The organism is Rhodococcus sp. USK10 (genome assembly GCF_019378875.1).
Taxonomy (GTDB): domain Bacteria; phylum Actinomycetota; class Actinomycetes; order Mycobacteriales; family Mycobacteriaceae; genus Rhodococcus_F; species Rhodococcus_F pseudokoreensis.
Genome location: NZ_CP076048.1, coordinates 4,276,136 through 4,289,094, shown reverse-complemented (window position 1 = coordinate 4,289,094; position 12,959 = coordinate 4,276,136). Strand labels below are relative to the sequence as shown.

The following is a 12,959-nucleotide window of genomic DNA, read 5'->3' as shown; positions in this document are numbered from 1 at the left end:
CCTCGAAGTACTGACCGGTATCCGGGCGACGGTCGAACACCCCCCGACGGACCGTCTCATATTGAGACGCGTCTCACATCGAGACGACGTACGCTCAGGTTCATAGACCTGTGGAGAAACGGGGCGTAAACACGGCATGACCACCAAGGACCTGCAGAAGGCGCGAGAGCTGTTTCTCGCCGACAACGATCTCGACAGCTCCGTTCGCCAACCCATCTCGTTCTCCTGGCAACGATCGAAGTCGCTCAAGGTGAGCCCTGATCAACTCGACCTCCCGTTCGTCCGGGAGCCGAATCTGGACTGTCCGCTCGTCGCGGCTGCGGAACCCGTGTTGCGACAGCTCGCGGACGGCCTGGTCGACGAACCGGTCAGCGTGATCCTGACGTCCGCTGACGGCGTGATCCTGACCAGGATCACCGCCAGCCGGCAACTCAATCGCACCCTCGACGACGTGCAGCTGATACCCGGGTACAGCTACTCGGAAGAATTCGCAGGCACCAACGGCATCGGCACGACCCTGGAAACCCGCCAGCCCACCCTCGTGACGGGCGCCGAACACTATGCCGACTGCCTCGGGCAACTGGCCTGCGCGGGTGTCCCGATCACCCATCCGATGTCCGGCACACTCGTGGGGGCACTCGATCTGACCGGCTGGGTTGAGGACGGGGGCCCGCTGCTGGCCACCCTCGCCAAATCCGCCACGGCTCAGATCGAAGGCCGTCTCCTGGCGCAGGCCAGTGCCGACCAGACGTCGTTGCTCAACGCGTATCTCAAGGCGTGTCGCCGATCGCCGCAGACCGGGGTGCTGGCGCTCGGAGACGACGTCGTCCTCGTCAACCGGCGACTGCGCGTGGCGCTGGACGCCCAGGATCAGGCAGCGTTACTCGAACACGCCGTCGACCTGAGCAGCGTCAACGCCACCCATCGGCATATCGTCGCCCTGCCCAGCGGTCAGACGGCCAGGTTGTCCTCGATCGAGGACTTCGGGCTCGGAGCCCGCAGGCCGATGGCCTTGTTCTACGTGCATCTCCACGATGTCCCCACGTCATCTCTAGCCCCTGCACCGGCGAGCACCGGCGTGTTGCCCGGCATCACCGGCACCAGCGCGTCCTGGCGCCGCACCTGTCAGCAGATCGCTCGCTGCGCACGCGAGCAGCAGTGGGTCATCGTGTCGGGCGAGCCCGGAAGTGGCCGCGGATCCGCTCTCAAAGCTGTTGCCGTCGAACATATTCCCATCCGCACCCGGATCTTCACGGCCGCCGAACTCTCCGACGACAGCACCGCGCTGCCGGCCCTCGAGCAGGAACTCGACCAGGAACGATTCAGCGTGATCCTGCGCGACATCGACCTGCTCGGCGAGTCACAGCAGCGGGTTGTCGCCGACCTGATCCAAGGGCGCGAACACGCCGGATGGATCGGCGCGACCATCGGCGGCACCGGTCACAACACCGATCTCGATGCGCTGCTCCTTCCCCACTTCAGCCACACCGTCACGATGCCGGCCCTGCGGCATCGCATCGACGATCTGCACAGTCTGGTACCGCATCTGCTACGACAACTCGGTCGCGGCGCGGAGCTGTCCCTCTCGCCTGCGGCAATGCGCCAACTCTGCAAATACAGCTGGCCCGGAAACGTCACCGAACTCCGGCAGGTCCTGCACGAGGTCGTCCAACGGCAGCGCTCCGGTGTCGTCGAAGTCGAGCAGCTACCCCCGATGTGCCGGGCCCTGAGCCGGCACACCCTCACCCAGATCGAAGCTCTCGAACGCGATGCCATCGTGCGCAGCCTGGAAGAGAACCACGGCAACAAGAAAGCCGCGGCAACAGCTCTCGGCATCTCACGGGCCACGATCTACCGCAAGATCAAGGAATTCGGCATCGACGTGTGACGCGCCCTTCGTCGTCCTTCTTTCGTGTCAGAAAATGAGACACCCGCCGCGCCGCAGTCGGCGGAACATGAGGTCAGACAGAAAATCCCACGCGAATCATCAACTCGCTGAGGAGCAATCCCTTTCGAGCACGGATCCGCGGCCGGACTGGACGAGGACGACCCATGAACACGAATCCGCTTGGCGCAATGACCCGCTCGGAAGCGCACCGCAGCAGGACCGCTCGGGTGTGGTTGGTCGCCGGGCTGGCGCACACGTCCGAACCCGTCGACCGGCCCGCCGTCCGTGACGATCTCATGCGAACCGGGGTTCCGGAGCCGGGCAGCGGTTACCGCACTCCCGACGGCCGCCGTCGCACGACGTGGGCGCAACTGCATTCCCGGTTCGATCTCGTGGAGGTGACCCCATGACAACCACCTGCGCGATCCGGCCTACCGCGCACCATCCCCACGCGACACTGAGCGGTCAACTCGCCCTGGAGGACGCCGCCGAGGACGCGCAGCGCCTGTCCCCGGACGACCGCACGACGTGTCCGCTGCACCGACGGTGGATCCACCAATGCGTCGCCTCGCCGGTCCACGTCAACGCCATCACCCGGCACCGGTGGTGCCGTCGATGCGCCCTGCCGCTCACGGTGACCGTGGACGAGGTGACACGGACGGTCACGATGGTCTGCCCGGCCTGCGGTGACGGTGGCAGCCCGGCAACCGCGCGACTGGTGGTCGCCTGTCGTGCCAGCTTGGGCTTCGCCCCCGTGAGTACTTATTAACCGCCCGCGGTAGTTGTCAACCTGTCTGAGACAGGTTCTGGTTGATGTTGATGCCTGTCGGTTGTGGCGGGTGTGGTGCCAGGGGTCGGCCGCGGAACCGTTCGGGGTGTTCGGCCCAGATCTGGTCCAGCCGGTGCTGTCGGCGGCGGTGTTCCTCGGTGTCGAGGCCGAGGAACACCGATGCGGGGGTGTGCCGGCCCAGGGCACTGTGCCGGTGTTCGAGCGCGTAGCGGGTCATGAACGTCTCGGTCCATCGCCGCGCGTGGTCGATGTCGTCGAACCGAAGCGGGCACGACAAGTCGTACTTGATGGTCTTGAACAGCGACTCGGAGAACGGGTTGTCATCGCTGACCCTCGGTCGTGAGTAGGTCCGGCACGCGCCCGCCTCGTCGAGGGCGGCGATCAGGGCATGTGAGCGCATCGACGGACCATTGTCGGCATGCACCACCTCGGGCACCCCGAACGCCTCGAACGCCTCGGCGAACATCTGCACCGCCAACTCGGGAACCTCGGCGTACTCGATCCGCCAGGCCACCGGGAACCGCGAGAACACGTCCATCACCAGGTACAGCAGATACCTGTCCTGCTTGCGGGGACCGTGCAACATCGTGATGTCCCACGACCACAACTGCCCGGCCCGACCGGCCCGGGCGACCGGTGCCCGGCGGGCCGCGGCCGTGGCCCGCCGGGTGCGGCGACGGTCCCCGGTCAAGTTCTGCGCACGCGCCACCCGGTAGAACGTCGACTCCGAACACGCGACGAACCCGGCGTCGAAAGAACGCCAATACACCTGCACCACAGACAGATCCGTGTTCTCCTCGGCCAGGATCAACTCGACGATCCGGGCGCTCGTCGTCGGACAACGCGGCGGGCTGCCGCCGCTGAACGTGCGGGACCGGCTCGGTGACCGGAACGTAGTGCCGGTAACCGCGGGTGCGCCGGTAGTAACTCGACCGCGGCACACCGAGCAGGGCGCACGCCGCGGTGACCGGCATCGCCGCGTCCCGGACCAACACCCCGACGGTGTCGATCAGGACAGCTTCTCTCGCTCGAGCCACTGCGCGTACTCGTTCGCGCTCATCAACGCCGGTGGGATCGCAGATGGGTCCTCGTTCGAGCGCTTGGTGATCCCCTGCAAGAGCTCGAACGCTTTTCCCAGGATCTCCTGGGCGGTCTCCGCCTGTTCCACCTGGGCCTTGAGCCGTGTGTTCTCCCGGCGCAGCCGCGCCAGCTCGGCCCGATCCCGACTGTCCATCCAATTCCTCGACTTCTCTGCCGCGGCGACCATCGCCTGCGTGTATTGTCCGCTCTCCCGCGCGCGAAGCCACGCAGTGACGTGGTTCTTGCTCAGGTTCAACTCACGCAGCAGGCGCGTCTTGGCGCCGTGCTCGGTGCACTCGTCCCACCGGCGCAGCACCTCGATCCGGAACGCGATCGGAAACGAACGCCTACCCGTCGGACCACGCCCGATCGGAAAGCTGTCGATGTCGGTCACAGGGAACTCCGCTCCCCACGCTGACTGCCAGGTGTCTCACGACCATGCTGACAGCCAGCGCCCGTAGTTAATAAGTACTCACGGGCGCGGAGCGCATGGCGGGCAGGGCCGCGGACGCGACGAGGACGACGGCCATCCCCGCCCACTGAGCTGGGGACAGTTGCTCGCCCAGCAGGACCTGTGCGGCGAGCACCCCGACCACCGGTTCGAGTAGTCCGAGTAGGGCGACGGACGCGGATCCGAGTGCGCGCACGGCGATGAAGGAGCAGCCGATTCCGATGGGCATCAGGAGGAGTCCCTGGACCAGGATGGACCCCCACCCGCTGGGTGCGAACGTCCAGGACTGTCCGTCGACGACGGCGATCGCGCCGGTGGCGATTCCGGCGCCGAGTGATGCGAGTGCGCCCGCGGCGACGGGGCTGACCTGGTGCACCCACCGTTCCCCGACCACCAGGTACAGCGCGTACCCGGCGGCGCTGAGGAGGGCGAGCACCGCCCCGTTCACGGCGACCGCGGAGGTACCCGCGCCCGCGACGAGGGCGATGCCGCCGGACATCGCGACGGCCAGGATCAGCTGACCGCGGTTGATCCTGTTCCGGGTGACCACCCAGACGAGTGCCATCACGAACAGCGGGTAGATGTGGACGATCACGACCGCGATCTGGGCGCCGGTGACCCGCACCGCGGCGAAGAAGCACAGCAACTGGATGCCGAACAGCGGGCCGCAGACGCAGCACAGTCCGACGGCGGACTTCCACGTCACGCCTTTCAGCCGTCCGGTGGACCAGGCGAGAAGGAACAGCAGTGCGGCACCGACGAGGCTGCGGAGGCAGACGAGGACGGCCGGTGACACGCCGCCGGCGTAGCCGATCGCGGCGAACGTGGGGGTGAGTCCGTAGGCGACCGCGGAGGCCGCGCCGCATCCCCAGGCGACCGCACTGCCGCCGCGCGTCCGCCGTTCGGTGGAGCTAGCGACCATGGGCCCGAGCGCGCCGGGCGGCCCGCGGAGGCCGGGTCACCATGTGCGCGGCGCGACGAGTTCGTCGTGGACGAACTGCACGAGTACCTCTTTCATCGCGGCGACGGTCATGTTCGGTGCGCCGGTGAGGACCTGGATGGCGGTGCCGTCGGTGAGCGCGGTCAGCCGCTGCGCGATGGTTTCCGGGTCGACGTCGGTGCGGAAGATCCCTTGCCGTTGTCCGCGCCGGACGATCTTGACGACCGTCTCGTGCCAGCGCGCGTAGTACGTGTTGTGGAACGGGCGGAGTTCGGGCCGGAGCGTGGCCTCGGCCCAGAACTGCAACCAGATGGACCACTCGTCGCGCAGCGGCCCGACTCGGGGCAACTGCATGTCGATCAGGCGGAGCAGGCGTTCGTGGGCGTTGTCGATCGCCTTGAGTTCGCGGCTCTGCCGGTCGAAGGCGTTGTCGATGGCGTGGCGGAGGGCGGCGGTCAGGACGTCGCTCTTGCCGGGGAAGTAGTAGTGCACCGCCCCGGTGCTGGTGCCGACGACCTGGGCGATGTCGGAGATGCGGACCGAGTGGTACCCGCGCTCGGCGATCAGTTGAGCCGCAGCATCGAGTATCGCCGTTCGGCGCGCGTCCTCGGTGAGTTGAGCGGTCACTGTCCCTCCTTCGATTGTCATCTGACTGATCCATCAAATCATACGCCGCAAACTGACGCATCAGTCAGACAGCTCTATCCGGCCTCCAAATTCGCCAACGGCCGATCTGAACGCGCATAACAGCAGGTAAAAGCTGGTAATCGCGCTGAATTCACATCTGATCGTCGGATCAGTTTCGACGAAACCCTTGACATCTGTGGGCTGGATCACGGTATAACTGATGCATCAGTCAGACCCGAGTGGTCGGAACGGTAGCGACGAGAGGCGAACGCTCGATGGAATGTGAGAACCCAGGTGGAGGCGCCGGGCAGGTGCTGCGCCCCGACGTCCATCGCGGGCGGGTGGCACTGATCACCGGTGGAGGCACCGGGATAGGGCGCGCGATCGCACTGGACATGGCGCGGTGTGGAGCCGACGTCGTCATCAGCGGTCGCCGACCCGAGCCCCTCGAGAAGACCGTCGCCGAGATCGAGGCACTGGGCGGACGGGCGCTCGCCGTGCCCGCGGACATTCGCGAAGAAGAGCAGGTGACCGCCCTGGTCGATCGGGCACTGGAGCGGTTCGGCCGCATCGACATCCTGGTCAACAACGCCGGCGGCCAGTTCGCGGCGCCGGCCGAGGACATCACGAGCAAGGGATGGCGCGCCGTTCACCGCCTCGCCGTCGACGCCACCTGGGCCGTCACCCGGGAGGTCGCCGTCCGCGCGATGATTCCGCAGCGGTCCGGATGCATCTTCTTCATGGCGTTCTCCCCGCGCCGGGGAATCGCATCGATGGTCCACGCGACCTCGGCCCGTGCGGCCCTCGAAAACCTCGCGTCCGGACTGTCGCTGGAGTGGAGCCGGTACGGAATCCGGTCGATCTGCATCGCCCCCGGCACCATCGCGACGGAGGGCATGGAGGAGAACTACACGGAAGAGGCCCGCGCGCAGTGGACGTCCGCGGTGCCGCTCGGACGGCTGGGCACGGCCGAGGACGTGTCCGGGGTCGTCACGTTCCTCGCTTCGCCCGCAGGCAGTTACGTCACCGGGGCCACGCTGGTGATCGACGGCGGTGCCGACGCCTGGGGCACGGGCCACCCCGCTCCGAAGGTCGAGGAGACCCGATGAGCACGATCACCGGCCGCGACCTCACGGCACTGTTCGACCCACGGTCGGTCGCCGTCCTCGGTGCGAGCAATGACGAGACCAAGTACGGCAACTGGATCAGCGTCCAGGCGCTCCGGATGACGGGCCACCGGTCCGTCCACCTCGTCAACCGGCGCGGCGAGCGCATCCTCGGTCAGCCGTCGCTCCGCAGCCTGTCGGAACTCGACGAACGGGTCGACCTCGTCGTCATCACCGTTCCCGCACAGGGTTTCGAGGAGGCCGTCGACGACGCCCTCGCAGCGGGCGCCACAGCGATCGTCGGTGTCACCGCAGGCTTCGCCGAACTCGGCGCTGCCGGCAAGGCGGTGCAGGACCGGGTCGTGGCGCGGGTGCGGGCGGCAGGAGCGGTCCTCCTCGGGCCGAACTGCCTGGGTGTGCTGGACTCGAGCACCGCGCTGACGCTGGCGTCGAACCCGCTGCCCGCCGGACGCGTCGCGCTGCTCTCCCAGAGCGGCAACATGGCACTCGAACTCAGCCAGTTCCTCGAGGCCCGCGGACACGGGTTCTCCCGGTTCGCCTCGCTGGGGAACCAGGCGGACCTCGGCGCCGCCGACCTCATCCGGTCGTGCGTCGAGCACGACGACACCGAACTCATCGCCGTGTACTGCGAGGACTTCGGTGACGGGCGGGCGTTCGTCGATGCCGCCGCTCAGGCATCCCGCGCCGGGAAACCGGTGCTGCTGCTGACGGTAGGCGGCAGCGAGGCCTCCATCCGCGGGGCGCAGTCCCACACGGGATCGCTGACGTCCGACAGCGCGGTCATCGACGCGGCCTGCCGCGCGGCCGGGGTGTACCGGGTGTCGAGTCCGCGGCAACTCGCGGACGTCGCCGCGACGCTCCTCGGGTACGGACCGGCGGAGGTGCGCCGGGTCGGTGTCGTCGCCGACGGCGGCGGGCACGCGGGTGTCGCGTCCGACGTCGTGGAGGCGGCCGGACTCACGGTTCCGGAGTTCCCCGCCGACATCAGCGGCGCACTGCGCGACCTGTTGCCGCCGTCCGCCGGAGTGACCAACCCGGTCGACCTCGCGGGTGCCGGGGAACAGGACATCACCTCGTTCGTCTCGGTCCTCGACACCATCCTGCAGAGCCCGGCGGTCGATTCCGTGCTTCTCACCGGATATTTCGGCGGCTACGGGAGTTACGGCGAGAACCTGGCGCGCAAGGAGATCGAGACCGCCCGCGCGATGGCGGAAACGGCCCGCGCCCACGGCAAGCCGGTCGTCGTGCACACGATGCATCCCGACAGCGCCGCGGCGAGGGTGCTCGCCGACAGCGGGGTCCCGGTCTTCCGCGCGGTGGAGGATGCCGCCGGGGCGCTCGGTGTCATCGCCGAAACCACTGCACCGCAACATCAGTCGAGTACGGACAGTCTGCCTTCCGCGCCGGTGACCAGCGACGCGTACTGGGATTCGCGCGAGCTGTTCCGCGGCGCCGGCGTCGAATTCCCCGCGGCACGTCTGGTGCGGAATTGCGCCGAGGCGGTGGCGGCGGCCGAGACCGTCGGATTCCCGGTGGTCCTGAAAGCGATGGGCCTGCTGCACAAGTCCGACTCCGGCGGGGTCGCCCTGGGTCTGGGATCGGCGGAACAACTCGCCGACGCGTTCACCCGCATGGACGCCTCCCTCGGAGCGTCCGCCTACTGCGTCGAGGCGATGGCCGACCTGAGTGAGGGCGTCGAACTCATCGTCGGGGTCCAGACGGACCCGCGGTTCGGTCCCGTCGCCATGGTGGGTCTCGGCGGCATCTTCACCGAGGTCCTCGCCGACGTGTCCTTCGCGCTGGCGCCGGTCGACGCGGAGACCGCCCGCGGTCTGCTCGACAACTTGCGGGCGTCCGCCCTGCTCCGAGGGGTGCGCGGCAGGCCGCCGATCGACATCGACGCCGCCGCGGACGCCATCGCCGCGATCACGGCCGTGGCCACCGCACACCCCGAGATCGCGGAACTCGAGATCAACCCCCTGCTCGTCACCCCGAAGCAAGCCCTCGGACTCGACGCGCGCATTGTCCTGAACTCATCGAGCACCAACTGACACAAGGAAGTTCTGAACCATGGAATTCGCATACAGCCCCCGCCTCGCCGACCTCAAGGAGCGCGCCCGCGCCCTGACCGACACGATCATGCAGTTCGAGGACGAGTGCGAACGCAACAACGGAATCTCCGACGAATCCCACGCCACCATCAAGGCGGCCGTCCTCGCATCGGGACTGCAGGCGATCAACACCCCCGTCGAATACGGCGGAGCGGGACTGACGGTGCTCGAGCAGGCCGTCGTGCAGGACGAACTCGGCAAGCTCACCAATGCGCTGTGGGACACGGTGTGGCGGCCGGCGAACCCGCTGACCCACGCGACCCCCGAACAGCGGGAGCGTTACCTGATCCCCGGTGCCCGCGGCGACCGCCGCGACGCCGTCGCCATCTCCGAGGCCAACGCCGGTTCGGACTTCTCCGCGGCGAGCACCACCGCGACCCCCGACGGCAACGGCGGCTACATCATCAACGGCGAGAAGTGGTTCGTCACGGTCGGTGACGTCGCCGACTACCTCATCGTGCTCGCCAACGTCGAACCCGACAACGCCGCAACGATCTTCCTGATCGACGTCGACACCCCGGGCGTGAAGATCAAGCACATCCCCCGCTACACGCACACGTTCGTCTACGAGCACCCCGAGTTCACGTTCGAGAACGTGCGCGTCGGCGCGGACGCCGTGCTCGGCGGCATCGGGCAAGGCCACGACCTCACCCGCGACTGGTTCACGGAGGAGCGGCTGATGATCGGCGCACGCACGATCGGTGCGGCGGAGCGGGCGCTGACCCTGGCCGTCGACTGGGCTCGGGAGCGGGTGCAGGGCGGCGAGCCGCTGATCAACCGTCAGCTGATCCAGGGCATGATCGCCGATTCCGTCGTGGACATCACCACCAACCGGGCGCTCACCCACCAGGTGGCGTGGGAGTTCGACCAGGCCGACCCGAACGACGCCGACCTGCGAAAGACCCTGCACGCCAAGGCCGCGACGGTGAAGCTCGCCGCATCCGAGGCGTCCAACCGGGTGGTCGACCGGGCCGTCCAGATCTTCGGCGGCCGCGGCTACATCCGCGACTACCCCGTCGAGCGGCTGTGGCGCGAACTGCGCGTCGACCGCATCTGGGAGGGCACGTCGGAGATCCAGCGCCTGGTCATCGCGAACGAGGCCAACAAGCGGGGTCTCGAGAACCTGCTGTCCTTCCGCTACGAGGCCGGGGAGAAGTAGCACGATGCCGACCGAGAACACCGGAACCGTCGACGTGCGCCGGGACGGCGACGTCGCCGTCGTCACCCTGCGGCGCGAACAGAAGCGGAACGCGCTGTCCACGCACATGGAAGCCGCACTGCTCGCCGCGCTGGGCTCACCCGAGGTGAAGTCCAGTCGGGCCGTGGTCGTCACCGGGGGCGACTCGGTGTTCTCGGCCGGCGCGGACGTCACCGAACTGCGGGAGATGACGCCGGAGGCGATCGCCGAGTACTACCGGACCTCCGGGTCGGTATACGAGGCGCTCGCGGCGCTCCCCCAGCCCACGGTGTCCGCGATCACCGGCTACTGCCTCGGCGGCGGCCTCGAACTGGCCCTCGCCACCGACATCCGGGTCGCCGATCCGGCCGCCGTCTTCGGGTTCCCGGAGATCGGCATCGGAATCCTCCCCAGCTCCGGCGGCGTCACCCGCATCACCCGCATCGCCGGGGCCGGCCGTGCCCGCGACCTCGTGCTGCGCGGTCGGCGCTTCGATCACACGGACGCCGAACGCTGGGGCGTCGTCAGCGAGATCGCCTCTCCGGCAGAGCACGTGAAGCAGGCGCTGAGCATCGCGCACGAACTCGCGGCGTATTCGCCTCTGGCGCTGAGCATCACCAAGCAGGTGCTGGACGTCAGCGCAGACGCCCCGCACCACGCGTCGCTGCTGCTCGAGCAGCTCGCCTACTCGGCGCTGAACAAGACAACCCCTTAGCGGTACCGGCCGAGTGCGGCCGACTCGACCGCCACCCCGAGGGTGACGGCACCAATCTACGTAGTGGAGACGACATGAGTTCCTTCGACGTGATGGACAGACCCGCCAAACGCGGGTTCCACACCAAGCTCCTGATCGCGTGCTGTGGCGGACCATTCCTGGACGGGTACGTCATGAGCATCATCGGCGTGGCCCTGCTCGGCGTGCACGAGCAGCTACATCCGACGACCGCCGAGGCAGGGTTGATCGGCGCGGCGTCGCTGATCGGTATCTTCTTCGGCGCCACCGTGTTCGGATTCCTCACCGACCGGGTGGGCAGGGAGAAGATGTACGCCCTCGACCTGGTGGTGCTGGTCGTCGCGTGCGTGCTGTCGGTGTTCGTCCAGTTGCCGTGGCAGCTGATCGTGCTGCGCTTCGTCATCGGCGCGGCCATCGGTGCGGACTACCCCATCGCCACCTCGCTCCTCACCGAGTTCACCCCCACCAAGAAGCGCGGCGCGATGGTCGGGATGTCCGCCGTCGCATGGTCGGCGGGCGCCGTCGCCGCCTACGTGGTCGGTGCACTCGTCGTCGGCATCTCCGGCGGCAACGACCACTGGCGCCTGCTGCTCGCGTCGAGTGCGGTCCTGGGTCTGATCGTGATCCTCGTGCGGCGCGGAATCCCGGAGTCGCCGCGGTGGCTCCTGAAGAACGGCCGGGTCGCGGACGCCGAGGCCGTGGTCGAGCAGATCTACGGCGAAAAGCTGGATCTGAGCACGGTCACCGTCGAAGACACCGCCGACAAACCGCAGGCGGACATCAGGATCTACTTCCGGGGTCAGTACCTCGCGCGGCTGATCATGTGCAGCGCCCTGTATCTGGCGGTCGTCACCCCGCTCTACGCGCTGCTGACGTTCCTGCCCACGATCCTGTCCGGATTCTCGATCTCCGGCGACGGTTCCGCGGGACTGATCGTGGAGACCGTCATCATCGGACTCATCGTCGCCGGATCCATTCCCGCGCTGTTCCTGGTCGAGAAGTGGGGCAGGCGCCCGATCGCCGTGATTCCGTTGGCGCTGATGGTGATTCCGCTGGCCGGGTTGTGGTTGTGGGCGGACGGACCGCTCTGGTTCATCGTCGCCGCGTTCTGCGCGTACGCGTTCATCTCCGGCGGTCCGAGCATCCTGGTGTGGATCTACCCCAACGAACTCTTCCCCACCGAGTTCCGGGCCACGGCCGTGGGAATCGCCACCGCCGTCAGCCGGTTCGGCGCCGCGACCGGCACGTACCTGCTGCCGCTGAGCATGTCCTCGCTGGGCACCGGCACCACGATGCTGTTCGGTGCGGTCCTGACGGCGGTCGCGTTCGTGATCTGCTTCTTCATGTCGCCCGAGACCAAGGGCAAGTCGCTGGAGGAGGTGTCGTCCGTGTCCGTGTCCGCGGCGCCGGTGACGGGGACGAGCACTCCGCGGCTGGAGAAGCTGGAGGAGGCGTCCGCGCCGCGAACCTGAGAGATCGCCTTCCTCCGCCCCTGCCGACTTTTGCTTCCGTCGGCAGGGGCGGACCCCTGTGCGACCACGTCCCGCTGCCTGGGAGAAGGGGCTCCCCACCGGCGACGTGCTGCGCTACTCTCACGGCTAGAACACGTTCTATTCGACTGAGGAGTCGCATCATGGCACCGTCCGCAGAAGATATCCGCAAGACCGTCGAGAGGTACATCGAGGCGGTGGCCACCGGGACCGCCGACGACGTCGTCGCGCTGTACGCCGAGGGCGCCACCGTAGAGGACCCGGTGGGCACCGAGCCGCGGACCTCGGCGGAATCGCTGCGGGAGTTCTACGGGGTGATCGAACCGCTGAAGCAGACCGGCGAACTCCTGACGCTGAAGATCGCCGGCAACTCGGCGGCGTTCCACTTCTCCCTCGTCACCGACCTCGGTGAGCAGAAGCTCGAGATCGCGCCGATCGACGTCATGACCTTCGACGACGACGGCAAGATCACGTCGATGCGGGCGTTCTGGTCGCAGGAGGACATGATCACCAGCTGACCGAAAGCCGGGCCGGCAACCACACCG

Annotated in this window: 13 protein-coding genes; 9 read left to right on the top strand and 4 right to left on the bottom strand. The window is 67.9% G+C overall.

Annotated elements, in window-relative coordinates; translation table 11 throughout:
• Positions 1 to 136: 136 nt before the first annotated feature.
• The 3 genes from I1A62_RS26685 (at position 137) to I1A62_RS26675 (ending at position 2,657) form a co-directional block, all read left to right on the top strand.
• Positions 137 to 1,888, top strand: coding sequence for a sigma-54-dependent Fis family transcriptional regulator (locus I1A62_RS26685; protein WP_124394283.1), 1,752 nt, complete (start codon positions 137 to 139; stop codon positions 1,886 to 1,888).
• A gap of 188 nt (positions 1,889 to 2,076) precedes the next feature.
• Positions 2,077 to 2,298, top strand: coding sequence for a hypothetical protein (locus I1A62_RS26680; protein ID WP_257890546.1), 222 nt, complete (start codon positions 2,077 to 2,079; stop codon positions 2,296 to 2,298).
• Positions 2,295 to 2,657, top strand: coding sequence for a hypothetical protein (locus I1A62_RS26675; RefSeq protein ID WP_219455282.1), 363 nt, complete (start codon positions 2,295 to 2,297; stop codon positions 2,655 to 2,657). The genes I1A62_RS26680 and I1A62_RS26675 overlap by 4 nt, the downstream gene beginning before the upstream one ends.
• A 16-nt stretch (positions 2,658 to 2,673) precedes the next feature.
• Here I1A62_RS26675 and I1A62_RS26670 read toward each other — a convergent pair whose 3' ends face one another.
• The 4 genes from I1A62_RS26670 to I1A62_RS26655 all read right to left on the bottom strand — a co-directional run bounded on the left by I1A62_RS26670 (position 2,674) and on the right by I1A62_RS26655 (position 5,797).
• On the bottom strand, positions 2,674 to 3,489 hold the full coding sequence (locus tag I1A62_RS26670) for a DDE-type integrase/transposase/recombinase (RefSeq protein ID WP_219455280.1): 816 nt from the start codon (positions 3,487 to 3,489) through the stop codon (positions 2,674 to 2,676).
• 198 nt (positions 3,490 to 3,687) lie between these two features.
• The gene (locus tag I1A62_RS26665; protein WP_307720204.1) at positions 3,688 to 4,152 is read right to left on the bottom strand and encodes a hypothetical protein; all 465 of its coding nucleotides are present in this window, start codon (positions 4,150 to 4,152) and stop codon (positions 3,688 to 3,690) included.
• A 67-nt stretch (positions 4,153 to 4,219) separates the two neighbouring features.
• On the bottom strand, positions 4,220 to 5,131 hold the full coding sequence (locus tag I1A62_RS26660; protein ID WP_219455278.1) for a DMT family transporter: 912 nt from the start codon (positions 5,129 to 5,131) through the stop codon (positions 4,220 to 4,222).
• 36 nt (positions 5,132 to 5,167) lie between these two features.
• Complete coding sequence (locus I1A62_RS26655) at positions 5,168 to 5,797, bottom strand: TetR/AcrR family transcriptional regulator (protein ID WP_124394286.1); 630 nt, start codon at positions 5,795 to 5,797, stop codon at positions 5,168 to 5,170.
• Positions 5,798 to 6,051: 254 nt separating this feature from the next.
• Here I1A62_RS26655 and I1A62_RS26650 point away from each other — a divergent pair, with 254 nt between their 5' ends.
• The 6 genes from I1A62_RS26650 (at position 6,052) to I1A62_RS26625 (ending at position 12,932) form a co-directional block, all read left to right on the top strand.
• A complete protein-coding gene (locus tag I1A62_RS26650) occupies positions 6,052 to 6,885 on the top strand; it encodes an SDR family NAD(P)-dependent oxidoreductase (protein WP_219455277.1) in 834 nt (277 codons plus the stop codon).
• Positions 6,882 to 8,954 carry an acetate--CoA ligase family protein gene (locus I1A62_RS26645; RefSeq protein WP_219455275.1) on the top strand — a complete coding sequence of 691 codons (2,073 nt, stop codon included), beginning with the start codon at positions 6,882 to 6,884 and terminating at the stop codon, positions 8,952 to 8,954. The genes I1A62_RS26650 and I1A62_RS26645 overlap by 4 nt, the downstream gene beginning before the upstream one ends.
• A gap of 19 nt (positions 8,955 to 8,973) precedes the next feature.
• Entirely contained in the window at positions 8,974 to 10,173 is a 1,200-nt protein-coding gene (locus tag I1A62_RS26640) for an acyl-CoA dehydrogenase family protein (RefSeq protein ID WP_012690608.1), read from the top strand.
• A gap of 4 nt (positions 10,174 to 10,177) precedes the next feature.
• Positions 10,178 to 10,906: an enoyl-CoA hydratase/isomerase family protein gene (locus I1A62_RS26635; RefSeq protein WP_219455273.1), complete on the top strand. Its 729-nt coding sequence runs from the start codon at positions 10,178 to 10,180 to the stop codon at positions 10,904 to 10,906.
• A 74-nt stretch (positions 10,907 to 10,980) separates the two neighbouring features.
• A complete protein-coding gene (locus I1A62_RS26630; protein ID WP_219455271.1) occupies positions 10,981 to 12,396 on the top strand; it encodes an MFS transporter in 1,416 nt (471 codons plus the stop codon).
• A 161-nt stretch (positions 12,397 to 12,557) separates the two neighbouring features.
• Positions 12,558 to 12,932 carry a nuclear transport factor 2 family protein gene (locus I1A62_RS26625; protein ID WP_219455270.1) on the top strand — a complete coding sequence of 125 codons (375 nt, stop codon included), beginning with the start codon at positions 12,558 to 12,560 and terminating at the stop codon, positions 12,930 to 12,932.
• Positions 12,933 to 12,959 lie beyond the last annotated feature (27 nt).

Bases quoted from the DNA above. Each gene is read 5' to 3' on its own strand.
- I1A62_RS26685 (WP_124394283.1), top strand. From the start codon at position 137: ATGACCACCAAGGACCTGCAGAAGGCGCGAGAGCTGTTTCTCGCCGAC.
- I1A62_RS26680 (WP_257890546.1), top strand. From the start codon at position 2,077: ATGACCCGCTCGGAAGCGCACCGCAGCAGGACCGCTCGGGTGTGGTTG.
- I1A62_RS26675 (WP_219455282.1), top strand. From the start codon at position 2,295: ATGACAACCACCTGCGCGATCCGGCCTACCGCGCACCATCCCCACGCG.
- I1A62_RS26660 (WP_219455278.1), bottom strand. From the start codon at position 5,131: ATGGTCGCTAGCTCCACCGAACGGCGGACGCGCGGCGGCAGTGCGGTC.
- I1A62_RS26655 (WP_124394286.1), bottom strand. From the start codon at position 5,797: ATGACAATCGAAGGAGGGACAGTGACCGCTCAACTCACCGAGGACGCG.
- I1A62_RS26650 (WP_219455277.1), top strand. From the start codon at position 6,052: ATGGAATGTGAGAACCCAGGTGGAGGCGCCGGGCAGGTGCTGCGCCCC.
- I1A62_RS26645 (WP_219455275.1), top strand. From the start codon at position 6,882: ATGAGCACGATCACCGGCCGCGACCTCACGGCACTGTTCGACCCACGG.
- I1A62_RS26640 (WP_012690608.1), top strand. From the start codon at position 8,974: ATGGAATTCGCATACAGCCCCCGCCTCGCCGACCTCAAGGAGCGCGCC.
- I1A62_RS26635 (WP_219455273.1), top strand. From the start codon at position 10,178: ATGCCGACCGAGAACACCGGAACCGTCGACGTGCGCCGGGACGGCGAC.
- I1A62_RS26630 (WP_219455271.1), top strand. From the start codon at position 10,981: ATGAGTTCCTTCGACGTGATGGACAGACCCGCCAAACGCGGGTTCCAC.
- I1A62_RS26625 (WP_219455270.1), top strand. From the start codon at position 12,558: ATGGCACCGTCCGCAGAAGATATCCGCAAGACCGTCGAGAGGTACATC.